The organism is Streptomyces sp. RK9, assembly GCF_045070545.1.
Taxonomy (GTDB): Bacteria; Actinomycetota; Actinomycetes; order Streptomycetales; family Streptomycetaceae; genus Streptomyces; species Streptomyces alboflavus.
This window is the reverse complement of record NZ_CP173704.1, coordinates 130,105-156,344: the sequence shown is the minus strand read 5'-3', so window position 1 is coordinate 156,344 and position 26,240 is coordinate 130,105. Positions and strand designations below refer to the sequence as shown.

Annotated in this window: 19 protein-coding genes and 1 riboswitch; of the genes, 16 read left to right on the top strand and 3 right to left on the bottom strand. The window is 72.4% G+C overall.

The genetic code is table 11. The features are described 5' to 3' along the window. Window positions 1–383 precede the first annotated feature (383 nt). From AB6L24_RS20805 to mfd, 3 genes are all read left to right on the top strand, one after another. Window positions 384–1,172 carry an ABC transporter ATP-binding protein gene (locus AB6L24_RS20805; protein ID WP_030360651.1) on the top strand — a complete coding sequence of 263 codons (789 nt, stop codon included), beginning with the start codon at window positions 384–386 and terminating at the stop codon, window positions 1,170–1,172. Then, entirely contained in the window at window positions 1,169–3,754 is a 2,586-nt protein-coding gene (locus AB6L24_RS20800) for an ABC transporter permease (RefSeq protein ID WP_405657372.1), read from the top strand. Before AB6L24_RS20805 ends, AB6L24_RS20800 begins: the two co-directional genes overlap by 4 nt. A gap of 592 nt (window positions 3,755–4,346) precedes the next feature. Next, entirely contained in the window at window positions 4,347–7,910 is a 3,564-nt protein-coding gene (mfd, locus tag AB6L24_RS20795) for a transcription-repair coupling factor (protein ID WP_405657370.1), read from the top strand. A 78-nt stretch (window positions 7,911–7,988) separates the two neighbouring features. Here the strand turns inward: mfd and AB6L24_RS20790 are convergent, their stop codons facing one another. Both AB6L24_RS20790 and AB6L24_RS20785 read right to left on the bottom strand, forming a co-directional pair. Continuing rightward, the gene (locus AB6L24_RS20790; protein WP_405657368.1) at window positions 7,989–9,323 is read right to left on the bottom strand and encodes an SGNH/GDSL hydrolase family protein; all 1,335 of its coding nucleotides are present in this window, start codon (window positions 9,321–9,323) and stop codon (window positions 7,989–7,991) included. Between the two features lie 148 nt (window positions 9,324–9,471). Continuing rightward, window positions 9,472–9,903 carry a nuclear transport factor 2 family protein gene (locus tag AB6L24_RS20785; RefSeq protein WP_405657367.1) on the bottom strand — a complete coding sequence of 144 codons (432 nt, stop codon included), beginning with the start codon at window positions 9,901–9,903 and terminating at the stop codon, window positions 9,472–9,474. A 164-nt stretch (window positions 9,904–10,067) separates the two neighbouring features. On the opposite strand from AB6L24_RS20785, the gene AB6L24_RS20780 reads away from it, so the two are divergent. After that, complete coding sequence (locus tag AB6L24_RS20780; RefSeq protein ID WP_405657366.1) at window positions 10,068–10,859, top strand: HNH endonuclease family protein; 792 nt, start codon at window positions 10,068–10,070, stop codon at window positions 10,857–10,859. Between the two features lie 142 nt (window positions 10,860–11,001). Further along, a complete protein-coding gene (locus AB6L24_RS20775) occupies window positions 11,002–11,745 on the top strand; it encodes an N-acetyltransferase (protein ID WP_405657365.1) in 744 nt (247 codons plus the stop codon). Between the two features lie 112 nt (window positions 11,746–11,857). Here the strand turns inward: AB6L24_RS20775 and AB6L24_RS20770 are convergent, their stop codons facing one another. Then, complete coding sequence (locus AB6L24_RS20770; protein ID WP_405657364.1) at window positions 11,858–12,721, bottom strand: hypothetical protein; 864 nt, start codon at window positions 12,719–12,721, stop codon at window positions 11,858–11,860. A 347-nt stretch (window positions 12,722–13,068) separates the two neighbouring features. Here AB6L24_RS20770 and AB6L24_RS20765 point away from each other — a divergent pair, with 347 nt between their 5' ends. From AB6L24_RS20765 to AB6L24_RS20715, 11 genes are all read left to right on the top strand, one after another. Continuing rightward, on the top strand, window positions 13,069–15,171 hold the full coding sequence (locus tag AB6L24_RS20765) for an N-6 DNA methylase (protein ID WP_405663187.1): 2,103 nt from the start codon (window positions 13,069–13,071) through the stop codon (window positions 15,169–15,171). Between the two features lie 205 nt (window positions 15,172–15,376). After that, window positions 15,377–15,970, top strand: a complete 594-nt coding sequence (locus AB6L24_RS20760) for a hypothetical protein (protein ID WP_405657363.1) — start codon at window positions 15,377–15,379, stop codon at window positions 15,968–15,970. Continuing rightward, window positions 15,967–17,505 carry a protein kinase domain-containing protein gene (locus AB6L24_RS20755; protein ID WP_405663185.1) on the top strand — a complete coding sequence of 513 codons (1,539 nt, stop codon included), beginning with the start codon at window positions 15,967–15,969 and terminating at the stop codon, window positions 17,503–17,505. Before AB6L24_RS20760 ends, AB6L24_RS20755 begins: the two co-directional genes overlap by 4 nt. A 199-nt stretch (window positions 17,506–17,704) precedes the next feature. Further along, window positions 17,705–18,367, top strand: a complete 663-nt coding sequence (locus AB6L24_RS20750) for a SurA N-terminal domain-containing protein (protein ID WP_380845354.1) — start codon at window positions 17,705–17,707, stop codon at window positions 18,365–18,367. A gap of 81 nt (window positions 18,368–18,448) precedes the next feature. Then, window positions 18,449–19,426, top strand: a complete 978-nt coding sequence (locus AB6L24_RS20745; protein ID WP_405657362.1) for a nucleoside triphosphate pyrophosphohydrolase — start codon at window positions 18,449–18,451, stop codon at window positions 19,424–19,426. A 105-nt stretch (window positions 19,427–19,531) separates the two neighbouring features. Next, the gene (locus AB6L24_RS20740) at window positions 19,532–20,803 is read left to right on the top strand and encodes a cytochrome P450 (protein WP_405657361.1); all 1,272 of its coding nucleotides are present in this window, start codon (window positions 19,532–19,534) and stop codon (window positions 20,801–20,803) included. Window positions 20,804–20,970: 167 nt separating this feature from the next. Further along, window positions 20,971–22,062, top strand: coding sequence for a transglycosylase family protein (locus AB6L24_RS20735; RefSeq protein ID WP_405657359.1), 1,092 nt, complete (start codon window positions 20,971–20,973; stop codon window positions 22,060–22,062). Window positions 22,063–22,265: 203 nt separating this feature from the next. Then, window positions 22,266–22,449, top strand: a riboswitch (cyclic di-AMP (ydaO/yuaA leader). Between the two features lie 4 nt (window positions 22,450–22,453). Continuing rightward, entirely contained in the window at window positions 22,454–23,170 is a 717-nt protein-coding gene (locus tag AB6L24_RS20730; RefSeq protein ID WP_405657358.1) for a transglycosylase family protein, read from the top strand. 410 nt (window positions 23,171–23,580) lie between these two features. Continuing rightward, on the top strand, window positions 23,581–24,867 hold the full coding sequence (gene eno / locus AB6L24_RS20725; RefSeq protein WP_030360668.1) for a phosphopyruvate hydratase: 1,287 nt from the start codon (window positions 23,581–23,583) through the stop codon (window positions 24,865–24,867). A 120-nt stretch (window positions 24,868–24,987) separates the two neighbouring features. Then, complete coding sequence (locus AB6L24_RS20720; RefSeq protein ID WP_405657357.1) at window positions 24,988–25,491, top strand: septum formation initiator family protein; 504 nt, start codon at window positions 24,988–24,990, stop codon at window positions 25,489–25,491. Window positions 25,492–25,524: 33 nt separating this feature from the next. Next, window positions 25,525–26,049, top strand: coding sequence for a DUF501 domain-containing protein (locus AB6L24_RS20715; protein WP_405657356.1), 525 nt, complete (start codon window positions 25,525–25,527; stop codon window positions 26,047–26,049). Window positions 26,050–26,240: the final 191 nt, after the last annotated feature.

The window sequence follows — 26,240 nt, the reverse complement described above, 5'->3', positions numbered from 1 at the left end:
GACCCTGAGAACCGCTCCACCGGCGGGTGGAGAACCCCTAGGGGGACCTCCGTACTACGGACAGGGAAACGTTGGTACCGACGGAGGACGAAGGCGCCTGACCTGGTCCTTAGATTGGCTTTATGCCGCGGGGCCGGAGCACGGGCCACCGGCACTGAGACGAACCTCAGCTTCGGGGGTGGGGTTTTCCCCAGCAAAAGACTGCGCTCCGCACCAGGGCGCCGGGGTACCCCCGCGGACCAGACTGATCCACGTGAGCAAGCGGTGCGACCGGAGGCCCGACGGGCGGCCGGGCAGGCGAACCGAACGGTGCGGCAGCAGGCAGTACGGCAGCAGGCAGTGCGGCAACGAGCTCATCTCATCACCGACATAGGAGACTTACCGTGACAACGGCTGTGACCACTCCCAGGCACGGGGGTACTGGAGGGCGTACGGCCGTGGCGGCTCGGGCACGCCAGGTCGTCAAGGCGTACGGCACCGGCGAGACCCGGGTCGTGGCCCTCGACCACATCGACGTGGACATCGCCCGCGGGCAGTTCACCGCGATCATGGGCCCGTCCGGGTCCGGCAAGTCCACGCTCATGCACTGCCTCGCCGGCCTCGACACCGTCTCCTCCGGGCAGATCTATCTGGACGAGACCGAGATCACCGGCCTGAAGGACAAGAAGCTCACGCAGCTGCGCCGGGACCGGATCGGCTTCATCTTCCAGGCGTTCAACCTCCTTCCGACGCTCAACGCCATCGAGAACATCACGCTCCCGATGGACATAGCGGGCCGCAAGCCCGACCGCGGCTGGCTGGACCAGGTCGTCGAGACCGTCGGCCTCGCCGGGCGCCTCAAGCACCGCCCGACCGAGCTGTCCGGCGGCCAGCAGCAGCGCGTCGCCGTGGCCCGCGCCCTGGCGTCACGACCGGAGATCATCTTCGGCGACGAGCCGACCGGGAACCTGGACTCCCGCGCCGGCGCCGAGGTCCTCGGCTTCCTGCGCCGCTCGGTCACCGAGCTCGGCCAGACCATCGTGATGGTCACGCACGACCCGGTCGCCGCGTCCTACGCCGACCGCGTGCTGTACCTGGCCGACGGCCGCATCGTCGACGAGATGTACAACCCCACCGCGGACCAGGTCCTGGACCGCATGAAGCACTTCGACGCCCGGGGGCGCACGTCATGACCGTCCTCAAGACCTCCATGCGCAACTTCCTCGCGCACAAGGGACGCATGGCGCTCTCCGCGATCGCCGTGGTCCTGTCGGTGGCCTTCGTGTGCGGCACGCTCGTCTTCTCGGACACGATGAGCACCACCTTCGACAAGCTCTTCGCGGCGACGGCGTCCGACGTCACCGTCAAGCCCAAGGACGCCGGCGACGCCGGTGACGACGGGCCGAAGACGGGCAAGCCCGAGTCGCTGCCCGCCTCCGCCATCGCCCAGGTGAAGAAGGCCGACGGCGTGAAGTCCGTCGAGGGCGCCATCTCCAGCGACAGCGTCACGGTCGCCGACTCCGACAACAAGAACATGGGCCCGTCCACCGGCGCCCCCACCCTCGCGGGCAACTGGACGAAGAACGACCTGCGTTCCATGGAGATCACCTCCGGGCACGCCCCGCGCGGCCCCACCGAGGTGATGGTCGACGCCGACACCGCCGACAAGCACAACCTCAAGATGGGCGAGGAACTGCGCACCATCACCGCCGCCGGTGACTTCAAGGCGAAGATCGTCGGCATCGCCACCTTCAAGGTGACCAACCCGGGCGCGGCCGTCTTCTACTTCGACACCGAGACCGCCCAGCGCGAACTGCTCGGCGCCACCGGCCGGTTCACCCACCTGAGCGTCAGCGCCGCGAGCGGCTTCAGCGACCAGCAGGTCAAGGACAACGTCACCAGGACGCTGGCAGGGGACGCCTCCGCGTACCAGGTCAAGACGCAGAAGGAGAGCGCGGCCGACGACCGCAAGTCCGTCGGCAGCTTCCTGGACGTCATGAAGTACGCGATGCTCGGCTTCGCCGGGATCGCCTTCCTCGTCGGCATCTTCCTCATCATCAACACCTTCTCGATGCTGGTGGCCCAGCGCACCCGCGAGATCGGCCTGATGCGGGCCATCGGCTCCAGCCGCAAGCAGGTCAACCGCTCGGTCCTGGTCGAGGCGCTGCTCCTCGGCGTCATCGGCTCGATCCTCGGCGTCGGCGCGGGCATCGGCCTCGCGGTCGGCCTGATGAAGCTGATGTCCGGCGTCGGCATGGAGCTGTCCACGAAGGACCTCACCATCGCCTGGACGACCCCCGTGGTCGGCATGGCGCTCGGCATCATCGTCACCGTCCTCGCCGCGTATCTCCCGGCACGCCGAGCCGGCAAGGTCTCCCCGATGGCCGCGCTGCGCGAGGTGGGCACGCCCGCCGACGGCAAGTCCAGCGCCCTGCGCGCCCTGATCGGCCTGGTCCTCACCGCCGCCGGAGGCTTCGGCCTCTACACCGCGGGGCAGGCGGACAAGGCCAGCGAGGGCTCCCTGTTCCTCGGGGGCGGCGTCGTCCTCACCCTCATCGGCTTCGTGGTCATCGGCCCGGTCCTGGCCCGCTTCGTGGTCCGCGTGATCAGCGCGGTGATCCTGCGGATGTTCGGCCCCGTCGGCCGCATGGCCGAGCGGAACGCCCTGCGCAACCCGCGCCGCACCGGTGCCACCGGCGCTGCCCTGATGATCGGCCTCGCCCTGGTGGCCTGCCTCTCCGTGGTCGGCTCCTCGATGGTCGCCTCGGCCACGGACGAGCTGGACAAGTCGGTGGGCGCGGACTTCATCATCCAGGCCGAGTCGCAGAGCATCACGGCCAAGGCCGAGGAGAAGCTGAAGAAGACTCCGTACATCTCCCACTTCACCCGCAACAAGGAGATCAAGGCCGACCTCACCCTGCCCGGCGGCAAGACCAGCAAGGGCGCGGAGCTGAGCGCCGCCGACCCGACGTACGCCAAGGACCTGCGCCGCGACACCGTCGCCGGTGAGCAGTCCGCCGCCTACGGAAAGAACGCGATGTCGGTGGGCGAGGACTTCGCCAAGAAGCACCACTTGAAGGTCGGCGACGAGCTGAAGGTCGCCTTCGAGCACGGCCGCACCGCCGAGCTGAAGCTCGCCGCGATCACGTCGGAGGACGGGTCGTTCGACAAGGGCGCGATGTACGTGAACATCGCCACGGTCGAGCGCTATGTGCCCGCCGACCGGATGCCGCAGACCGGGATCGCCTTCGCCAAGGCGGTCGACGGCAAGCAGGAGCAGGCGTACAAGGCGCTCAAGGACTCCCTGGCGACCTACCCGCAGTACAAGGTCCAGGACCAGACCGACTTCAAGCAGAGCCTGAAGGACCAGGTCGGCCAGATGCTGAACATGGTCTACGGCCTCCTCGGCCTCGCGATCATCGTCGCCATCCTGGGCGTCGTGAACACCCTCGCGCTCTCGGTGGTCGAGCGGACCCGGGAGATCGGCCTGATGCGGGCCATCGGCCTCTCCCGCCGCCAGCTGCGCCGCATGATCCGCCTGGAGTCGGTGGTCATCGCCCTCTTCGGCGCCCTCCTCGGCCTCGGCCTCGGGATGGGCTGGGGCGCCACGGCCCAGAAGCTGCTCGCCCTGGAGGGCCTGAAGGTCCTGGAGATCCCCTGGCCGACGATCATCACGGTCTTCATCGGCTCGGCCTTCGTGGGACTGTTCGCCGCGCTGGTCCCGGCGTTCCGGGCGGGCCGGATGAACGTGCTGAACGCGATCGCCACGGATTAGCCACCGCGACGGGGGAACGGGGGAGGGCCGGGGTCAGGGGAACGTTCCCCTGACCCCGGCCCTTGCGTATGGGGCTGCGCCCCTTTCCCCTGCCCATCGGCGCTCCGCGCCTCGTCCTCAATCGCCGGACGGGCTTTTCCCCCACCCACCCGCCCTTCCAGGGGCTCTCGCCCCTGCCCCCCCGGGCCTCTCGCCCCTGCCCACCCCCGGGCCTCTCCGGCCTCACTCCCGCCTCTCGCCCCACTCCCGCCTCTCCAGCCTGTTCCCGCACTCCTCCAGCCCGCTCCCGCACTTCTCCAGTCCGCCCCGGCAACGATCCAGCCCGTCCGGCGATTGAGGACGAGGCGCGGAGCGCCGATTCGGCGGGGGCCTGTCCTACCCGCCCGGGACTCCCACCCCGGGGGCCCGGGGGCTGTGCCCCGGTTTCGGGAAGGGGTGGGACTGGGGAGCCCCCGGCAAGGCCCCCGGCCCGCACCGCACCGGCAGGTGAGCCCCGCTCGGGCGACGTACCCTGGACACCCCCGGCCCGTGCGACGAGTCGGGCTGTTCGCGTTGTCCGCACCGTTCTCTGCCCCGGACTGGATGCCCCTTCATGAGCCTGCACGGACTGCTGGACGCCGTCGTCGAGGACGCGGCCCTCACCGAAGCGGTGAAGGCCGCGGCCGACGGCAACCGGCATCACATCGACCTCGTCGGCCCCCCGGCCGCCCGCCCCTTCGCCGTGGCGGCCCTCGCGCGGGAGGCCCGCCGCACGGTCCTCGCGGTGACCGCCACGGGCCGCGAGGCGGAGGACCTGGCCGCGGCGCTGCGGACGGTGCTGCCGCCGGAGGGGGTCGTGGAGTACCCGTCGTGGGAGACGCTGCCGCACGAGCGTCTTTCCCCGCGCTCGGACACCGTCGGCCGCCGCCTCGCGGTCCTGCGCCGCCTGGCGCACCCGCGCCTTGAGGACGCCGCGGACCCCGAGACGGGCCCGGTGTCGGTGGTCGTGGCCCCGGTGCGCTCCGTGCTGCAGCCGCAGGTCAAGGGCCTCGGCGACCTGGAGCCGGTGTCGCTGCGCACGGGCGAGTCGGCCGACCTGAACGAGACCGTTCAGGCCCTGGCCGCGGCGGCGTACGCACGCGTGGAGCTGGTGGAGAAGCGCGGCGAGTTCGCCGTACGAGGAGGCATCCTCGACGTCTTCCCGCCCACCGAGGAGCACCCCCTGCGGGTGGAGTTCTGGGGCGACGACGTCGAGGAGATCCGTTACTTCAAGGTCGCCGACCAGCGTTCCCTGGAGATCGCGGAGCACGGCCTGTGGGCGCCGCCGTGCCGCGAGCTGCTGCTCACCGAGGAGGTCAGGGGACGGGCCGCGGCGTTGGCGGAGCAGCACCCGGAGCTCGGCGAGCTGCTCGGCAAGATCGCCGAGGGCATCGCGGTCGAGGGCATGGAGTCCCTGGCCCCGGTCCTGGTGGACGACATGGAGCTGCTGCTCGACGTGCTGCCGAAGGGGTCGATGGCGCTGGTCTGCGACCCGGAGCGGGTGCGCACCCGGGCCGCCGACCTGGTGGCGACGAGCCAGGAGTTCCTGCAGGCCAGCTGGGCGGCGACGGCCGGTGGTGGCGAGGCCCCGATCGACGTGGGCGCGGCCTCGCTGTGGGGCATCGCGGACATCCGGGACCGGGCGCGTGAGCTGGGCATGATGTGGTGGTCGGTGAGCCCGTTCGCCGCCGACGAGACCCCGGACCCCTCCGACATCACCGACTTGGCGGACGCCGACACCCTCAAGCTCGGCATGCACGCCCCGGAGACCTACCGCGGCGACACCGCGAAGGCCCTCGCCGACACCAAGGGCTGGCTCGCCGACGGCTGGCGCACGGTGTACGTCACGGAGGGCCACGGCCCGGCAGCCCGCACCGCCGAGGTCCTGGGCGGCGAGGGCATCGCGGCCCGCCTCGACGCCGACCTGGCCGAGCTGACCCCGGCCGTGGTGCACGTGGCGTGCGGCTCCATCGACTACGGCTTCGTCGACCCGGCCCTGAAGCTCGCCGTCCTCACGGAGACCGACCTCACCGGCCAGAAGGCGGCGGGCAAGGACGGGCAGCGCATGCCCGCCCGGCGCCGCAAGACCATCGACCCGCTGACCCTGGAGCCGGGCGACTACATCGTCCACGAGCAGCACGGCGTCGGCCGCTACATCGAGATGGTGCAGCGCGCGGTCCAGGGCGCGACCCGCGAGTACCTGGTCGTGGAGTACGCCCCCGCCAAGCGCGGCCAGCCCGGCGACCGGCTCTACATCCCGACGGACCAGCTGGAGCAGATCACCAAGTACGTGGGCGGCGAGGCCCCGACCCTGCACCGCCTCGGCGGCGCCGACTGGACGAAGACCAAGGCGCGTGCGAAGAAGGCGGTCAAGGAGATCGCCGCCGACCTGATCAAGCTGTACTCCGCGCGGATGGCGGCCCCTGGCCACACCTTCGGCCCCGACACGCCCTGGCAGCGCGAGCTGGAGGACGCCTTCCCGTACGCGGAGACGCCCGACCAGCTCACCACCATCGCCGAGGTCAAGGAGGACATGGAGAAGTCGGTCCCGATGGACCGCCTGATCTGCGGCGACGTGGGCTACGGCAAGACGGAGATCGCGGTCCGCGCGGCCTTCAAAGCGGTCCAGGACGGCAAGCAGGTCGCCGTCCTCGTCCCCACGACGCTCCTGGTCCAGCAGCACTTCGGCACGTTCTCCGAGCGCTACTCGCAGTTCCCGGTGAACGTCCGGGCGCTCAGCCGCTTCCAGACGGACACCGAGTCGAAGGCGACCCTGGAGGGCCTCAAGGACGGCTCCGTCGACATCGTCATCGGCACCCACCGCCTGTTCTCCTCCGAGACCAAGTTCAAGGACCTGGGCCTGGTCATCGTCGACGAGGAGCAGCGGTTCGGCGTCGAGCACAAGGAGCAGCTGAAGAAGCTGCGCGCGAACGTCGACGTCCTGACGATGTCGGCGACCCCCATCCCCCGTACGCTCGAAATGGCCGTGACCGGCATCCGCGAGATGTCGACGATCACGACCCCGCCGGAGGAGCGGCACCCGGTGCTCACCTTCGTGGGGCCGTACGAGGAGAAGCAGATCGGCGCCGCGATCCGCAGGGAGCTGCTGCGCGAGGGCCAGGTCTTCTACATCCACAACCGCGTCGAGTCCATCGACCGGGCGGCGGCCCGTCTGCGCGACATCGTGCCGGAGGCGCGCATCGCGACCGCGCACGGCCAGATGTCCGAACAGGCCCTGGAGCAGGTCGTCGTGGACTTCTGGGAGAAGAAGTTCGACGTGCTCGTGTCGACGACGATCGTCGAGTCCGGCATCGACATCTCCAACGCCAACACCCTCATCGTGGAGCGCGGCGACAACTTCGGCCTGAGTCAGCTGCACCAGCTGCGTGGCCGCGTCGGCCGTGGCCGCGAGCGCGGCTACGCGTACTTCCTGTACCCGCCGGAGAAGCCGCTGACCGAGACCGCCCACGAGCGGCTCGCGACGATCGCCCAGCACACGGAGATGGGCGCGGGCATGTACGTGGCGATGAAGGACCTGGAGATCCGCGGCGCGGGAAACCTCCTGGGCGGCGAGCAGTCGGGCCACATCGCGGGCGTCGGCTTCGACCTCTACGTCCGCATGGTCGGCGAGGCCGTCGCGGACTACCGCGCCTCCCTGGAGGGCGGCGTGGAGGAGGAGCCGCCGCTCGAGGTCAAGATCGAGCTGCCGGTCGACGCGCACGTCCCGCACGACTACGCCCCCGGCGAGCGCCTGCGCCTGCAGGCGTACCGCTCGATCGCCTCCGCCAACACGGAGGCCGACATCAAGGCGGTGCGCGAGGAACTCACCGACCGCTACGGCAAGTTGCCGGAGCCGGTGGAGAACCTGCTCCTGGTGGCGGGCCTGCGCATGCTGGCGCGGGCGTGCGGGGTCGGCGAGATCGTCCTGCAGGGCACCAACATCCGCTTCGCGCCCGTGGAGCTCGCGGAGTCCCAGGAGCTGCGCCTCAAGCGCCTCTACCCCGGCACGGTCATCAAGCCCGCCACCCACCAGGTCCTGGTGCCGCGCCCGAAGACCGCGAAGGTCGGCGGCAAGCCGCTGGTCGGGCGTGAACTGCTGGGCTGGGTCGGGGAGTTCCTGACGTCCGTGCTCGGCTAGGGCCCGGCGGGGCCCGGGTGTCCGGAGGCCCGGCGGCGCCCCGAGAGGCGCCGCCGGGCTTTTCGTGGGCTCCCGGACTCAGAGGGTGCGCAGGTCCAGGGCGTTGGCCATGGCCCGGTACCCGGCGTCGTTCGGGTGCAGCCCGTCGCCGGAGTCGTACGCGGGCGCGATGCGGTCCGGGTCCGCGGGGTCGGCGAGGGCGCGGTCGAGGTCGACCACCTCGTCGTACGCGCCGGAGGTGCGGATCCAGTCGTTGACCGCGTCGCGCTTGGCCTCGTTGGCCGGGGTGTCGTAGAACGAGCCCTTCACGGGCGTCAGCGTGGCGCCGACCACCTTGATGCCGCGGGCGTGGGCCTGGCGGATCAGGGAGCGGTGGCCGTCGATGAGCTTGCGGACCGACACCTCGGGGGTGGGGCCGCCCGGGTAGGTGGGGCCGCTGCCGCCGATGTCGTTGATGCCTTCGAGGACGATGACGGTGCCGACGTTCGGCTCGCTCAGGACGTCCTTCTTGAAGCGGACGACGCCCTTCTCCCCGGCCCAGGAGGTGTCGTTGGTGACCTGGTTGCCGCCGATCCCGTGATTGAGGACGCTGCGCGGCTTGCCGGCGGCGGCGAAGCGCTCGGCCAACTTGTCGGGGTAGCGGTTGTTCGTGTTGAGGCTGGAGCCGTAGCCGTCGGTGATGGAGTCGCCGAAGGCCACCACCGAGTCCCGGCGCACGCCCGCCCCGCCGCCGACCTCGACGCCGGAGAGGTAGTACCAGGAGTCGCTGGTCTCCGTGAACGCGGCGCCGTCGCGGTCGGACGTGTGGTCGCCCTGGGCGCGGTAGCTCGTCGCGGAGGAGGCCAGGTGGAAGGTGGTGGGCCCGGTCGGCTCCGCCAGGTGCAGCGTGACGGTCAGCGACTCCAGGGCCCGCACCGGGAACGGCACGCTGTCGCTGTACGCCGTGCCGCCCGCCGGGATCGTCAGCGACCCCTGCTTGCCGAAGGCCAGCTTGCGCACCGAACCGCCCTCGACCGACGCCCCCTCGGCGGTGCGGGCGATCGTCGCGCCGGAGATCCGCAGCGGCTTGGTGCCGTACCGGTTCGACAGCTCGATGCGTGCCTTCGTGCCGCCCTTGCTGACGCGGACGACCTGCCGGACGGTGTGGTTCTCGAAGCCCCGCTCGGACCAGTTCGGCGCGAAGACCTCGGTCGGCGCCTGCGGCGACGCCGCCCAGCCGCCTTGCCAGGAACCGCTCTTGGCAGGGCCGTGTTTGCTCTTGTGCGCGGTGGTGTCGTGCCCGGCCGCCACGGCGCCGGAGGGCCCTGTGAGCCCCTGCGCGCCGACGACGGGCAGTGCGGCCAGCGTGGCCGTCGCGAGCAGCGCGGCGCCCGCGCGGCGCGCCGAACCCTTGGAACCGATGCGTCCGTTCATGTGTCCCGCCCCCATGTCGCGTGCCCCGTCCGGATCGTCCGGCAAGGTCACTGCCCTCAAGCGGAGTCGTGCTCCGGCTATTCCCGGGGCGGGCGTTCTTCCGGCGCGTCAGGGGGTGTCAGGGCGTGTCAGGGGACGTCAGAGTGCGTCAGGGGGTGCAGGCCGCCGCGACGGACAGGCTGTTCTCGTAGAGGTGGTGGCGCGTGATCCGCCCGTTCTCGACGGTGAGGCGCAGCGCGAACGGGCCCTCGAAGGACTTGCCGGTGGCGCGGACGGTCCCCGACAGGTGCCCCATCAGGACGGCGTCGGCCCCGTCGACGAGGAACGTGTCCAGGGAGGCGCGGGAGTCCTCCGCGACGGTGTGGCGCGCCAACTCCTCGGCCTGGGCGGCGCATTCGGCGCCGGTGGCGCGCGGGCGGATCCAGGGGCAGGCCGGGTTCTCGGCGAGCAGCCAGTCGACCTCGTCGGCGAACAGCTCCGTCATCCGCGCGGTGTCCCCGGCGAGACGGGCGGTGAGGAACTCCTGGACGGTGGCGCGGGTGGCTTCGGCGGTGGTCTGGGGCGTCTGCGTGGTTTCCATGGGCAGAATCCTGCCGGGCGGGGAGCGGGGTGGTCGATTACTTCGGGGGTAATGACCGCCGCCGCGGGTCCGGCGGCCCTGCCGGGAATGTGCGGGTTGGGCCCCGAAGGGCGGTATGGTCTGGACCACTTGGCCGCTACCGTGGGGCCGTTTCAGGGGAGGACATGACTGTGAGGCTCGGGGAGACCGTGACGTCCGGCGGTGGCTCGGCGGGAGGTCGGGGACGGCGACGGCGTGCGGGCGCGGGCGCGGCGGTCGCCCTGCTCGTGCTCGGCGGTGGTCTCTCCGCCTGCAAGGGCGACGACGACAAGGCGGGCGACGCGGGTGGCGCGCCCGGCTCCGGTACCCGGGGCGGCCCGGCGCTCGCCGCCGTGGACGCGCTCACCGTCAAGGGCCGCGCCCCGAAGACCGGTTACGACCGCGCGCGGTTCGGCAGCCCCTGGGCCGACACCGACTCCAACGGCTGCGGGACGCGCGACGACATACTGAAGCGCGACCTGGACGCCGTGAAGTTCCGCGGCGGCGACTGCACGGTGACGTCGGGCACCCTCGCCCCGGACCCGTACACCGGCAAGGACGTGACGTTCACGCGCGGCCGCAGCCGCGTCGACATCGACCACGTCGTCGCCCTCTCCGACGCCTGGCAGAAGGGCGCGAACGGCTGGCGGGCGAGCAAGCGCATCGCCCTGGCCAACGACCCCCTGAACCTCCTCGCCGTCGACGCGGGCCCCAACCGCGGCAAGGGCGACGGCGACACGGCCACATGGCTGCCGGCGAACAAGTCCTACCGCTGCGCGTACGTGGCGCGGCAGGTCGCCGTGAAGAAGAAGTACGGCCTGTGGGTGACCGCCGCCGAGCGGGACGCCATGCGGAAGGTCCTTGCGCGCTGCCCGCAGGAGAAACTGCCGGGCGGCGGGAACCCGACGGCGGCGCCGGGGCGGTTCCGGGCGCGGTGAGGTGCGGCTCGGCCTGCCGTGCCCTGTGGCCGGGCCTGCCGCGACCTGCGGCTTCGCCCGTGCGGCGGGGCGTCGGCCGGGCTCCGGGCGGCCGCGCGCTAATTCGGTTTCCGGGCCGCGCCCCGGCCGTTAGCGTGCGGGCATGGACCTCACGATCACCCCGCTCGCCGAGCGGCCCGAACTCACCGACCCGATGTGGGCGATGGACGACACCTGGGTCGAGTTCGTGCAGTACGACCCCGTCGCCTGGTCGCTGATGATGCGGATCCCGGTGGAGTGGCCGGAACACGTCCTCGTCGCCACCGACGCCGGGGGGAAGGTCGTGGCGCGGGCGTTCAGCGTGCCGTTCGCGCTGGGCGCCGAGGGGCGCGGGGAGCTGCCCGGCGGCGGCTGGGACGCGGTCATGCTGTGGGCGTTCTCGGACCTCAAGCGGGGCCGGGAGCCCGACACCGTCAGCGCCATCGAGATCACGGTCGCCCCGGACGCGCAGGGGCACGGCGTCTCGGGCCAGGTGCTCGCGGCCCTGCGGGAGAACGCGCGCGGGCGCGGCTTCACCGAGGTCGTCGCGCCGGTGCGGCCCAACGCCAAGCACCTGGAGCCCGCGACGCCGATCGAGGAGTACGCGCGGCGCACCCGGCAGGACGGCCTGCCGCACGACCCGTGGCTGCGCGTCCACGTCCGCGCGGGCGGCGTCATCGAGAAGGTGGCCCCGGCGTCGATGACGGTGTCGGGCACGCTGGAGCGGTGGCGGGCGTGGACGGGCCTGCCGCTCGACGAGGAGGGGCTCGTCGAGGTGCCGGGCGCGCTGGTGCCGGTGCACTGCGAGCCCGGGCGCGGGTACGCGGTGTACGTGGAGCCGAACGTGTGGGTGCGGCACGCGCTGTGAGGTGCGGCGGGCCCTGTGGGGTGAAGCGGGCCCTGTGGGGTGAAGCGGGCCCTGTGGGGTGAAGCGGGCCCTCGGGGGCGGGCGCGCTTCGTGAGGTGAGGCGGGCCGCCCGTCAGTTCATCTTGTCGAGGTCGAGGACGTCGCCGCTCGGGGCCGTCGTGTCCACCGGCTTGTCGTAGTCGCCGAAGGTCAGGGACTCGGTCCGCTTCGTGGTGTTGTTGACGATCTTCAGCAGGTACGGCTTGCCCTCGGTGGCCACGTAGATCGTGTACCTGTCCTTGCCCTCGGTCTCGTGCAGGGCGAGGGCCGGGGTGCCGTCGACCGACGTCTGCTGGCCGCGCCGCGCGGCCGAGTCGACGTCCTTGAACTCGGCCAGGATGAGGTCGAGGTCGCAGAACGTGGCCATGCCCTTGGCGTCGGACGAGGTCGCGCTGGACTTCGACCAGCGGTCGGCCATCAGCTGCACGGCCGCGGCGGTCTCGTCCTCCGGCTGGTCCTTGGTCTCCGAGCGGATGAACTCCGCGTCGGGCCGCTTGTACACGGTCTTGCGGTTCACGATCAGGTCGACCGAGCCCTGGTCCTTCATGCTCATCGAACCGGCGCACTCGCCGCGGGTGTTGAGCGCGATGTCCATGTCGATGGCGCCGCCCTCGTCGTCGGGCGCGCTGCCCTTGAGGGTGAGCGACTTCGCGCCGGTCGTCGCGGCCACGGACTTCTCGACGATGTCCGGCCCCGACATGCCGGGGAAGGGGCCCTTCGACCCGCCGCCGGACTTCTCCCCGCCGTCCCCGCCGTCCGCGCCGTTCTTTCCGTCCTTGGCGTCCTTGCCCGACTGCGTGTCGCCGGACTCCTTCACGGCGCCCCACGGCGAGGAGCCGTCCTTGTCGCTGCCGCAGGCCGTCAGGGTGACGGCCGCCGTCGCGGTGAGACAGAGCGCGGCGAGGGTGGCGCGACGAGCGCGCGAACGGTGCTGCATGAGAGGTCCCCCCCAAGGGATCGTCCGGAGCACCTATGAGAGCAGTTAGCTGTGAACCGAGTCAACACGGTTCACGGTGAAGGAGTCGTTAACGCATGTGAAAGGGGTTCGTTCCGTACGTCTGGGTAAGCTCGGTTCGCGCGCCGTCGGGGAGAAGGCGGCGCACGGGGAGCGAGCGAGACCGGACGACGAGGGGCGGGCCAGTGACGACCAGCGGGCCGACGCGGCAGGGGAACGGGGTGCCGCGCGCACGGGGCGCGGCCGAGGGGACGGCGGACGCGAACAGCGCCACTCACGCCACCGACGCCACGGGCGCCCCCGACCCCACCGAAGTCACCGCCGCCGGCATCGCCCGCCTCGCCGGTGTCGGCCGCGCCGCCGTCAGCAACTGGCGCCGCCGCCACGCCGACTTCCCCAAGCCCGTGGGCGGCACCGACACCAGCCCGTCCTTCGCGCTCGGCGAGGTCGAGGGCTGGCTGCGCGGCCAGGGAAAACTCTCCGAAGTACCGCTGCGCGAACGCGTCTGGCAGCAGCTCGCCGGACACCCGGCGGGCCCCGTCCCCGCCCTCCTGCACGCCGGGTGCGCCCTGCTCCTCGTGCACGACCGGCACCCCGACTGGCTGGCGGCGAGCGCCGTCTCGGACGAGCGGATGGCCCGCCTCCTCCCGGACCTCATCGAGGGCGTGCTGACCCCGCGCTTCGGCCCGCCGACCGCCACCCGCGCCGTGCACGCCCCCGCGCCCCCCGAACTCCTGCCGTCCGCCCCGCTGCTGCGCTCCGTCGCCGAGCTCGCCGCCGAACTCGGCGCCCCCACCGCGTACGAGTTCCTGCTCGGCCGCCACCTGGACGCCAACCCCCGCCAATACACCCTCACCCCCGAGGGCCCCGCCGACCTGATGGCCGCCCTCGCGGGCGCGGGCCGCGCCGGGCGGACCGTGCTCGACCCGGCCTGCGGCACCGGCGCCCTGCTGCGCGCCGCCGCCCCCGGCCCCGGCAGGGACGGCGCCGACCGCCGCCTGTACGGCCAGGACAGCGCCCCCGAACTCGCCGCCCTCACGGCGCTGCGGCTCGCCCTCGGCTCCGCCGCGACCGTGCGCACCGCCGCCGCCGACACCCTGCGCGCCGACACGTTCACCGACCGCGCGGCCGACGTCGTGCTGTGCCACCCGCCGTTCAATGACCGCAACTGGGGCCACGACGAGCTGGCCTACGACCCGCGCTGGGAGTACGGCCTCCCGGCCCGCACCGAGTCCGAACTGGCCTGGGTGCAGCACGCGTTGGCGCGCCTGCGCGACGGCGGCGGCGCCGTGGTCCTGATGCCGCCCGCCGCCGCGTCCCGCCGCTCGGGCCGCCGCGTCCGCGCCGACCTGCTGCGCCGCGGCGCCCTGCGGGCCGTGATCGCGCTGCCCGCCGGTGCCGCGCCCCCGTACCACCTGCCGCTGCACGTGTGGGTCCTGCGCAGGCCGGGGCCCGACGCGCCGAGCGCCCCCGAGGTGCTGCTAGTCGAGGCCGGGGGCGGCGGCGCGGCCGACGGCAGGCACACCGACGGGCGGGACCCGCAGGCCTGGCCGCCGCTGCGGGACGCCGTGCTCGGGGCGTTCCGCCGGTTCGAGCGCGCGGGCACGCTCGCGGAGGAGCCGGGCTTCGCGCTGTCGGTGCCGGTGCTCGAACTCCTCGACGACGAGGTCGACCTGGCGCCCGGGCGCCGCCTGCCGCCCCGGGCCGCGGAGGGCGGCGCCGACGAGCTGCGCGCGGTACGGGCCCGGCTCGACGAGACCCTGCGCCTGACCGCGGGCCTCACCCCGCCGGAGGCCGCCCCCGGCACACCGGACACGGCCCGCTGGCCGCTCACCACCATCGGCGAACTCGCCCGCGCGGGCGCCCTGTCGATCCACCCGGGCCAGTCGGCGACCGCCGGGACCCCCGCCGACGTCCCCGTCCTCACCGAACACGACGTCCTCGCCGGAACGGCACCCTCCGCCACCACGTCGTCCGCGCCCGGGCCCGCCGTCGGCGCACCCCACCAGGACCCCGCCGCCCAGACCGCCGACGCCCCCGTCCGCACCGCGCCCGGCGACGTCGTCGTGCCCGTGCTCGGCGGCACCGCCGCCGCCCGCGTCATCGACGAGACCACCGCGGGCGCCGTGCCCGGCCGCGGCCTGGTCCTGCTCCGCCCCGACCAGGACGCCCTCGACCCCTGGTTCCTCGCCGGGTTCCTGCGCGGCACCGCCAACAACCGCCAGGCCAGCAGCTACGCCTCCACCTCCGCCCGGCTCGACGTGCGCCGCCTGCAACTGCCCCGGCTCCCGCCCGACCGACAGCGCGGCTACGGCGAGCGGTTCCGGGCCCTCGCCGCCTTCGAGGACGCGCTGCGCCTCGCGGGCCGCCTCGGCGAGCGACTGGTGCGCGGGATGCACGACGGCCTGACCGACGGCAGCGTGTCGCCGTGAGTCCGACGGGGCCGCCGTGCCGCCAGAAGCGTGCCGCCGCAGCGACATGACCAGTACGGCAACGGTTCGGTACAACCCGGGACCGGTTGTTCGAGTCGGCCTATACGCTCGATTCTGCATTCGTTCGTTCGTCGGCCGTACGTCTCCGGGCCCAGCACTTTGCCCCGGAGGACGCGTACGGCCGCGTCAGGTATCAGGAGCAGCCATGCACGGCCACGGCTACGGGCCGCAGCACCCTCCGGCCCCCTCCGGCGGACCGACGGTGACGCTGCGCGTCATGTTCGTGGTGCTCGCCGTCGTGACCTGCGGCTTCCTCGCGGCGGCGCCGATCCTGCGGCTCGCGCTCGTGACCCGCAGGACACGGGACTGGGCGGCGTTCGGTGCCGTCGTCACGCTCGACGTCGCGGCCATCGCCTTCGTTGCCAAGGACCCGGGCGAGGAGATCACCACCTGGCGCGGTGAGCTGGGCGTCGGCCTGCTCCTCGGCACCCTCGTGGCCGCCGTGACGTACTACCTGATCCTGGAGATCCGCCACTTCCGGCAGGCCGACGCGCAGGCCCGCCTGCTCTACCACCAGACGCAGGCCATGGGCTACGCCACCGGCCCCCAGCAGGCCTACGGCTACCCGCAGCAGACCGGCCCCGTCCCGCACCCCGGCCCGGGCCCCCTGCCGTCCCCGCCCGCCCACACCCCGACGCCCCCGCCGCCCGCGCGCCCCGCGCCCGCCCGCATCCACCAGGTCCGCGCCGAGCTGGACGAGCTCAGTGACTATCTGCGCAAGCAGGAAGGCGGCAACTGACCGTGGCAGGCGGGACGGACCACCGTCTGATCGCAGGGCGCTACGAACTCTCCACGCTCATCGGCCAGGGCGGCATGGGCCAGGTGTGGACGGCGTACGACCAGCGCCTGGACCGCCGGGTCGCGGTCAAGCTGCTTCGGCCCGACAAGGTCGCGGGCGCCGAGGCCGACGAGCTGCGCCGCCGCTTCCTGCGCGAGTGCCGCGTCACCGCCCAGGTCGACCACCCCGGCCTGGTCACCGTGCACGACGCGGGCACCGAGGACGAGGACCTGTACCTGGTCATGCAGTACGTCGACGGCGCTGACCTCGGCGACCACCTCGCCGAGCACACCCCCTACCCCTGGCAGTGGGCCGTCGCCGTCGCCGCCCAACTGTGCGCCGTGCTCTCCGCGGTGCACGCCGTGCCGATCGTGCACCGCGACCTGAAGCCACGGAACGTGATGGTCCGCCAGGACGGCACCCTCACCATCCTCGACCTCGGCATCGCCTCCGTCCTCGACACCGACACCACCCGCCTCACCCACACCGGCTCCCCGATCGGCAGCCCCTCGTACATGGCGCCGGAGCAGGCCATGGGCGGCGCCGTCGGGCCCTACACCGACCTGTACGCGCTCGGCGTGCTCCTGCACGAACTCCTCAGCGGCGACGTGCCGTTCTCCGGCTCCACCGCCCTCGGCGTGCTGCACCGCCATCTGTACGAGCCGCCGCTGCCGGTGCGCAGGCTGCGCCCCGAGGTCCCCGAAGCCCTGGAGGCACTCGTCCTGCGGCTGCTCGCCAAGGACCCGCAACACCGGCCCGCCAGCGCCCAGGACGTGTACGAGGAACTGGCCCCGCTGCTCCCGGGCCGCTCCGTGCCGACCGGCCACCCCCTCGACCCGACCCGCCCGTTCCTGCGCCCGCACGCCCCCTGGCCCGACCGCGCCGCGACCCCCGCGCCCGCCCCGCAGACCGGTCCGACGGGTCCCGCCCGCGGCCAGGACGTCGCCGCCGCCGTCGACGAGGTCAAGCGCCTCCTCGGCGAGGGCCGCATCACGCAGGCCGTGGACACCCTCGGCGCGATCCTGCCGACCGCCGCCGCCCAGCACGGCGAGCACTCCCCGGTCGTACGCACCCTGCGCAAGCAGTACGCGGCCACGCTCATGGACGACGGCCAGTACCGCCGCGCCCTGCCCGAGCTGCGCCGCCTCGCCGACCAGCGCGCCGCCGAGTCGGGACACGCCGACCCGCAGTCCCTCCAGTTCCGCTACGAGGCCGCCCAGTGCCTGGAGCAGCTCGGCGAACCGGCGGCGGCCCTCGCCGAGTACCGCACGCTGCTCCCCTATTACGAGAACCAGTACGCCACCGACGACATCCGCCAGTCCCTGGAGATCCGCCGCCGCATCGGCCAGCTCCTGCTGGCCCTCGGCGACCGCTCCGCCGCGCACGACACGCTGGGCCGCCTCGTGCTCGACGCCGAGCGGGTGCACGGCATCGGACACCCGTTCCCGGCGGAGATCCGGCGGACCCTGCAGTGGCTGGGGCAGGTGCGCGGGTAGCCGCGCGGGGAGCCACGCGGGCAGAGGAGAGGGAGGGGGGACGGCGGAGGGTGCCCCAACTCGCGGCGAATCGTTGGTTTCGGCGAATCCCCTGAACGAAGTTCGTGGGGAAGGGTGGCCGAGCCGACCACCACTGCCTACCATCGATCACCGCAAGACTTTGTGCAGCGAAGCACAATCTCTCCACCGGGAGGCCCACTTGCACCGCCGCAGTCGCTCCGCGCTCGTCCTCTCCGCCGCAGCCCTGCTCGCGGCCCCGCTCCTGACCGCCTGCGGCAACGACGCGCACCCCGGCGCGGCCGCGGTCGTCGGCGACCAGCGCATCACGGTCGCGCAACTGGAGAACCGGGTGAACGAGGTGCGCTCCGCACAGCGGGCCGCCCTGCCGGACGACAAGCAGTACGAGCAGGTCATCGCCAAGACCGGCGGCCTGACCCGCAGCACGCTGCACACCATGGTCCTGGACAAGGTCCTGCACCGGGCCGCGCGCGACGCCGGGGTCGGCGTCACGCGCAAGGAGATCCAGACCATGCGCGGCCAGCTGGAGCAGCAGGCGGGCGGCAGGAAGGCCCTGGAAGCGGGCTGGCTCCAGCAGTACAGCGTCGCGCCCGAGCACCTCGACGACAGCATCCGCACGGAGATCGAGGCCCAGAAGCTCGCCCGCGCGCTCGGCGCCGACATGAACGCCCAGGACGGCCAGAACACCTTCTGGGCCACGCTGTCCAAGACCTCCAAGAAGCTCGACGTCGACCTGAACCCGCGGTACGGCACCTGGGACGTCAAGACCAGCAAGCGCACCGACCTGCGCACGCCGTGGGTGCGCGAGGTGTCGGGCGGCGGCTCGACGCGGGCGGAGGCCTAGCGGCAAAAGCCGGGCGGGCCGACCGAGAAGGTGCCTGTCGGCGATGGCGGCATTGTCAGTGGCGTGGGTTACGTTCGGGGCGTGAACGAGATCGAGACCGGCCGAGTCGTGCTGCTCACCACCAGCCACCGCGTCGCCCCCGGCCTGCTGTCCTGGACGGCCTGGCGGCTGCTGCACGACGCCGACGAGGTCCTGTGCGCCGACGCCGCCCACCCGCAGCTGCCGTATCTCCGCGAGGCGGGCGTCGAGGTCAAGCAGGCCTCGCCGACCGCCGAGGAACTGGTGGGCGCGTGCGCCGGCGGCCGCACGGTCCTGGTGATCGCCACGGCCGAGGGCGACCGCCCGCTCACCGACGGCCTGGCGCGGCTCGCGGGCTCGGGCCGGGTCGCGATGCCGGACCTGGAGCTGCTCCCCGGTTCGTACGACCTGCCGGGCGCCCGCCTCCTCGACCTGGTCCAGGTCATGGACCGCATCCGCGCCGAATGCCCCTGGTCATCCCGCCAGACCCACCAGAGCCTCGCGAAGTACGGCATCGAGGAGGCGTACGAACTCGTCGAGGCCATCGAGGACGGCGACAAGGACGAACTCCGCGAGGAACTGGGCGACGTCCTGCTCCAGGTCGTCTTCCACGCACGCATCGCCGAGGAGGACGAGGACGCCCCGTTCTCCCTCGACGACGTCGCGGCCACCATCGTGGACAAGCTGATCCACCGCCACCCGCACGTCTTCGGCGAGGAGACGGCGGCAACGCCGGAAGAGGTCAAGGCGCACTGGCTGCGCACCAAGGCCGAGGAGAAGCAGCGCGACTCCGTCACCGACGGCATCCCCCTCGGTCAGCCCGGCCTGGCCCTGGCCGCGAAGCTGTCCTCCCGGGTCCGCACGGCAGGCCTGGAGGTCCCCCTCCCTAAGGGAGAGGGCATCGGGTACGAGCTGCTGGCGATGGCCCTCCGAGCGGAGACGGAAGGAACGGACCCGGAGGCGTCCCTGCGGGCGGCGGCACGGGCGTACAGGGACGCGATCCTGGCGGCGGAGGCAAATTCAAGGACGTCTGGCGCCTGAGCCCGCCCCGGGGGGCGAGATTTCAGCCCGTCCGGCGTTTGAGGACGAGGCGCGAAGCGCCGATTCGGGGGAGGCCCGTTCCACCCGACCGGATACCGTCGACCCATGCAAGACCAGCCCCAGCCCCCACCTCCCCCCGCCCCGGACCTCTTCACCTGGGAGTTCGCGACCAACCCCTACCCCGCGTACGCCTGGCTCCGGGAGCACGCCCCCGTGCACCGGACCGAACTCCCCAGCGGAGTGGAGGCCTGGCTGGTCACCCGCTACGCCGACGCCCGGCAGGCCCTCGCCGACCAGCGGCTGTCCAAGAACCCCGCGCACCACGACGAGCCCGCGCACGCGAAGGGCAAGACGGGCATCCCGGGTGAGCGCAAGGCCGAGCTGATGACGCATCTGCTCAACATCGACCCGCCGGACCACACCCGCCTGCGCCGCCTGGTGTCGAAGGCGTTCACGCCCCGCCGGGTGGCCGAGTTCGCCCCGCGCGTGCAGGAGCTGACGGACCAGCTCATCGACGCGTTCCTGGACAAGCCCGAGGAGCGGGGCACCGCCGACCTCATCCACGAGTTCGCCTTCCCCCTCCCCATCTACGCGATCTGCGACCTGCTCGGCGTCCCGCGCGAGGACCAGGACGACTTCCGGGACTGGGCGGGCATGATGATCCGGCACGGCGGCGGCCCGCGCGGCGGCGTCGCGCGCTCGGTGAAGAAGATGCGCGGCTACCTCGCGGAGCTCATCCACCGCAAGCGCAGCGACCCCGGCGACGACCTCATCTCGGGTCTCATCCGCGCCTCCGACCACGGCGAGCACCTCACGGAGAACGAGGCCGCCGCCATGGCCTTCATCCTCCTGTTCGCCGGCTTCGAGACGACCGTCAACCTCATCGGGAACGGGACGTACGCGCTCCTGACCCACCCCGAGCAGCGCGAGCGGCTGCAACGCTCCCTCGCCGCCGGGGACACCGGCCTCCTGGAGACCGGCGTCGAGGAACTGCTCCGCTTCGACGGCCCCGTGGAGCTGGCCACCTGGCGCTTCGCCACCGAGCCGCTGCGCATCGGCGGCCAGGACATCGCGGCCGGCGACCCCGTCCTCGTCGTCCTCGCCGCCGCAGACCGCGACCCGGCCCGCTTCCCCGACCCCGACCTCCTCGACCTGTCCCGGAGCGACAACCAGCACCTCGGGTACGGCCACGGCATCCACTACTGCCTCGGCGCCCCGCTGGCCCGCCTGGAGGGCCAGACGGCGCTGGCGACCTTGCTCCGCAGGCTGCCCGACCTGCAACTGGCCGTCGATCCGGCGGAGTTGAGGTGGCGCGGCGGGCTCATCATGCGTGGCCTGCGGACCTTGCCGGTGACGTTCACGCCGCCCGCACGCTGACGGGGGAGCGGCACGTGTCTGACGTACCGTCAAGACTGTGACTTTCACGTGATCTGCGCTGCATCGACTTGTGACTGACGTTCGACTGCGGCTACGTTCACGACGGCTCGGCACCCCTCGGCACCATGTGTCGCAGCTGTTCTTGTCGTCGCTCGAAAGGCACGTGCATGCTCTCCGGCCAAGGCCGTCACCGCCGTCCCCGTCAGGCCCCGGCGATCGTCGTCGCGGCGGGCGTCACGGGATCCGCCATCGCCATCCCGCTGCTCGGCGCCACGGGCGCGCACGCCGCCGAGGCCTCGACGTGGGACAAGGTCGCGGAGTGCGAGAGCGGCGGCGCGTGGAGCGCCAAGGGCGACGGGTACTACGGCGGTCTGCAGCTGACGCAGGACACCTGGGAGAGCTACGGCGGCCTCGCGTACGCGCCGAGCGCCGACCAGGCGAGCCGCTCCCAGCAGATCGCCGTCGCCGACAAGGTCCTCGCCGACCAGGGCCCGTCCGCGTGGCCGAACTGCGGCCCGGCCGCGGGCCTCAGCAAGGGCGGCGCGGCCGCCGACGTCGACCCGGGCCTCCCGCCCGCCCCGTCGACGTCCCCGGAGTCGTCCGACGGCGCCGAGGGCTCCAAGGGCTCCAAGGACGGCGAGAAGGGCGAGAAGGGCGACAAGGGCACCGGCGACGCCGCCGACGCCAAGGGCAAGGACCGTGGCGCGGACGCCGAGGACGACAAGGGCGAGGAAACCGGCAAACACCGCAAGCCCGACAACAGCGGCTCGGCCGACGAGAGTGACGAACGCGACAAGGGCGGGCAGAGGGGCGAGAAGGGCGCGGACGAGGACGGCAAGTCCGGCGACCGCGACAGCACTTCGCCCGAGGCCGGCTCCGAGGCGGGCCGTGAGCCGTCGGGCGCCGACGAGTCCGCGGAGGGCTCCGAGGACTCCTCCGGCCTTCCGTCCGGCCGCCACCGCGGCTCCAGCGCCGACGAGGCCGACGGGACGGAGAAGGGCGGCGCGGGCTCCGCGGGCCGCCACGCGTCGCGCGGTGAAGGGCGCGACGCGCGTGACGCCACCGACCCCGCGGGCACCTACACGGTCCGCTCCGGCGACAACCTCTCGCAGATCGCCGACCGGCACGACCTTGACGGCGGCTGGTCCACCCTCTACGCGGAGAACAAGCGCACCGTGGGCGGTGACCCGGATCTCATCCTCCCCGGTCAGCGCCTCGACCTGAGCGAGGAAGAGGCCGCGGAGGCGGACCGGAAGTAGGCGTCGCCGGGCGGAAATTGACTGGCAGTTCGGGGTGAATGTCCGGGTTAAAGACGGTGAGAGGCAAGTGAGAGATGGGTCTCAGAAGCCCTGATCGTCTTTGAAATTCCGGTGATTGCCTGTCTACGGTCGTGACCGCTCGCCACAGCGGGCCCCGCCGGTCGGTACGCCGAATCCTGCCAACGGCCGGACGGGAACAGTCGTCGCTTCGAGCGCCGAAGGCAGGAGCGGGGGACCCAAGGTAAGCGCCGGGCCCACGCGTTGAGCGGCCAGCGGCCGCGCGACGCGCAGGACCGGCTAGGGGTGAAGTCGTACGGAAGCCGTACGGCCGGGCACTCACCCGCCCGAACCCGACAGCTCACCTCGCAGGCGTCGGTGAGGGGATCACTCCATGCTGCTTTCCGGCAAGGGCAAGCACCGTCGTCCGTCCAAGGCCACCCGCGCGGCCGCCGTCGTCGGTGTCACCGGCGCCGCCGTCGCCGCCCCGCTGATGGCCGCCGGCACCGCGAACGCCGCCACCGTCGACCAGTGGGACCGGGTCGCCCAGTGCGAGTCCGGCGGCAACTGGTCCATCAACACCGGCAACGGCTACTACGGCGGCGTGCAGTTCTCCGCCTCCACCTGGGCCGCCTACGGCGGTACGAAGTACGCGGCCACCGCCGACAAGGCCTCCAAGGCCCAGCAGATCGAGATCGCCGAGAAGGTCCTCGCGGGCCAGGGCAAGGGTGCCTGGCCGAGCTGTGGCGTGGGCCTCACCAGCGCCCCGTACAACGGTGGCGGTGCCGAGAAGCCGCAGCAGCAGCCGCAGCAGCAGGCCAAGCCCCAGCAGCAGCCGCAGCAGGCTCAGCCGCAGCAGCAGGCCAAGCCGCAGCCGAAGCCGCAGCAGGCCGCCCCGCAGACCGAGTCGAAGAAGACCGTCCAGACCCCGACCGGCAAGGTCGTGAAGAAGGGCGACGGCGAGTACAAGGTCAAGACGGGCGACACCCTGTCCAAGATCGCCGACGAGCACGACGTCAAGGGCGGCTGGCACAAGGTGTACAAGCTCAACGGCGACATCATCTCCGACGCCGACGTGATCTACCCGGGCCAGCAGCTGCACCTCAGCTGAGCCTGAGCCCGACCCGCGCCCTGTCCGGCCCGTCCGGACAGGGCCCCCGCTCCGCCCCGCGGAGCGCCCCCGTCCCCACGGGTCTCCCTCGCCCCGGTGCGCGTATCCCCCGTACGCACCGGGGCGAGGTGCTGTCCGGGGGGCGTCCCCGCCGGTCCCGGTGCGCGCCGAGGTCGTCCCCGAGTACGCCCAGGGCGAAGCTACCGGCCGGTAAGAACCTGTGGTTCCGTCCGGATTCCCAGGGAATTGGCCCGATGGCCGTCCCACGGGGCGGGCGGTCGGCTGGCCGAAGCTCCCGGGCCCGTTAGGCTCAGGAGACGCAGGGCCGATGAAGACCATGCAAGCCATGCGCAAGCCCGCGCCCCCAGTGGTGCACGCCATGCGCCCCTAGCGTCACATCCCATAAGGAGATGCTCGTGCCGTCCATCGACGTCGTCGTAGCCCGGGAAATCCTGGACTCCCGAGGCAACCCCACGGTCGAGGTCGAGGTCGGCCTCGACGACGGGTCCACCGGCCGCGCCGCGGTCCCGTCGGGCGCCTCCACCGGTGCCTTCGAGGCCATCGAACTGCGTGACGGAGACGCCAACCGCTACGGCGGCAAGGGCGTCGAGAAGGCCGTCCTCGCCGTCATCGAGCAGATCGGCCCGGAGCTCGTCGGCTACGACGCCACCGAGCAGCGCCTGATCGACCAGGCGATGTTCGACCTCGACGCCACCGACAACAAGGGCTCGCTCGGCGCCAACGCCATCCTCGGCGTCTCCCTTGCCGTCGCCCACGCCGCCTCCGAGGCGAGCGACCTGCCGCTCTTCCGCTACCTGGGCGGCCCGAACGCGCACCTGCTGCCCGTTCCGATGATGAACATCCTGAACGGCGGGTCCCACGCGGACTCCAACGTCGACATCCAGGAGTTCATGATCGCCCCGATCGGCGCGGAGTCCTTCTCCGAGGCGCTGCGCTGGGGCGCCGAGGTCTACCACACGCTGAAGAAGGTCCTGAAGACCAAGGGCCTGTCGACCGGCCTCGGCGACGAGGGCGGCTTCGCGCCGAACCTGGACTCCAACCGCGCCGCCCTCGACCTCATCGTCGAGGCCATCAAGCAGGCCGGTTACGTCCCCGGCGAGCAGATCGCGCTCGCCCTCGACGTCGCCGCGTCGGAGTTCTACAAGGACGGCAAGTACGAGTTCGAGGGCAAGTCCCGCTCGGCCGCCGAGATGACCGAGTACTACGCCGAGCTCGTCGAGGCGTACCCGCTCGTGTCCATCGAGGACCCGCTGTTCGAGGACGACTGGGCGGGCTGGAAGGTCATCACCGACAAGCTGGGCGACAAGGTCCAGATCGTCGGCGACGACCTCTTCGTCACCAACCCCGAGCGCCTGGCCCGCGGCATCGAGGAGGGCTCCGCCAACGCCCTCCTGGTGAAGGTCAACCAGATCGGTTCGCTGACCGAGACCCTGGACGCCGTCGAGCTGGCCCAGCGCAACGGCTTCAAGTGCATGATGTCGCACCGCTCCGGCGAGACCGAGGACGTCACCATCGCCGACCTCGCCGTCGCCGTGAACTGCGGTCAGATCAAGACCGGCGCCCCGGCCCGCTCGGACCGCGTCGCCAAGTACAACCAGCTGCTTCGCATCGAGGAGATCCTCGACGACGCGGCCGTGTACGCGGGCCGCAGCGCGTTCCCGCGCTTCAAGGGCTGAGCTTCACCTGAAGGGCTGCGCCGCTTGAAGGGCTAAGCCCTAGCCAGTCGTACGTACGTCCCCGTACTCGGTCCCGTACCGTGTGCGGGGACGTACGCGCGTACTGGGGAGGCGAGACACATGGCCGGGAAAGTCCGGGACAAGGACCGGTTCTCCACGGCGACCCGGCTGCGGCTGCTCGGCGAGCAGACCGCGGAGCGCGTCTACCGCTCGCAGACCAAGCGGCAGGCCCGCCGCTCCCGGCTCACCGGCCGCGCCGCGCTCCTCGTGCTCGTCGTCTGCTCGCTGGTCGTGGCGCTCGCCTACCCGATAAGGCAGTACGTGTCGCAGCGCGCCGACATCGCCGAGCAGCGGCAGAAGCAGTCCGAGCACCGCGAGAACGTGGAGCGGCTGCGCGACGAGAAGGCCCGCTGGCAGGACGACGCGTACGCCGAGCAGCGCGTCCGGGACCGGCTGCACTATGTGATGCCGGGCGAGACCGGGTTCACCGTCATCGACCCGGCGGCCGCGGAGGACCACCGCGGTGACGAGGCGGCCGCGGACCGGCCCTGGTACGCGAACGTCTGGGACGGCGTCGACGAGGCCGACAGGGCCGGCGCCGCCGATCGCGCCGACGACAATTGACACCGTCAGTCCAGTACGAACCGAAAGACAGGCATGCAGACGCCCCCGCCCCAGACCGAGCCCACCGCGCCCACGGACGCCGACATCACCGCGTTCCAGGAGCAGCTCGGGCGCCCGCCGCGTGGTTTGCGCGCCATCGCGCACCGCTGCCCCTGCGGCAATCCGGACGTGGTCGAGACGGCGCCGCGGCTGCCCGACGGCACGCCGTTCCCCACGACGTACTACCTCACGTGTCCGCGGGCCGCGTCCGCGATCGGGACGCTTGAAGCGAACGGCGTCATGAAGGAGATGACGGAGCGGCTCGGCACCGATCCCGAGCTTGCCGCCGCGTATCGGGCCGCCCACGAGGACTACATCGCGCGGCGCGACTCCATCGAGGTCCTTGAGGGCTTCCCCTCGGCCGGGGGCATGCCCGACCGCGTGAAGTGCCTGCACGTCCTCGTGGCCCACTCGTTGGCCGCGGGCCCCGGGGTGAACCCGCTCGGCGACGAGGCCATCGCCCTCCTGCCGGAGTGGTGGCGGAAGGGCCCCTGCGTGGGCAACGCCGACCCCGCCTGACCCGGCACCGGGGCGCCCCGGCCCACCGCTCCGCGGCGGGCATTCCCCACCCGCCCACCCGTTTCCACTGGACCGTCAGTTCCAGGCCGCCTGTGCCACTTGCGGCAGTCCGGCGTCAGCAGGCCGTTCGACGCCAGCCGCCAGCCGCCAGCCGCCAGCCGCCAGCCGTCGGCCGCCAGCCTGCCGGCTTC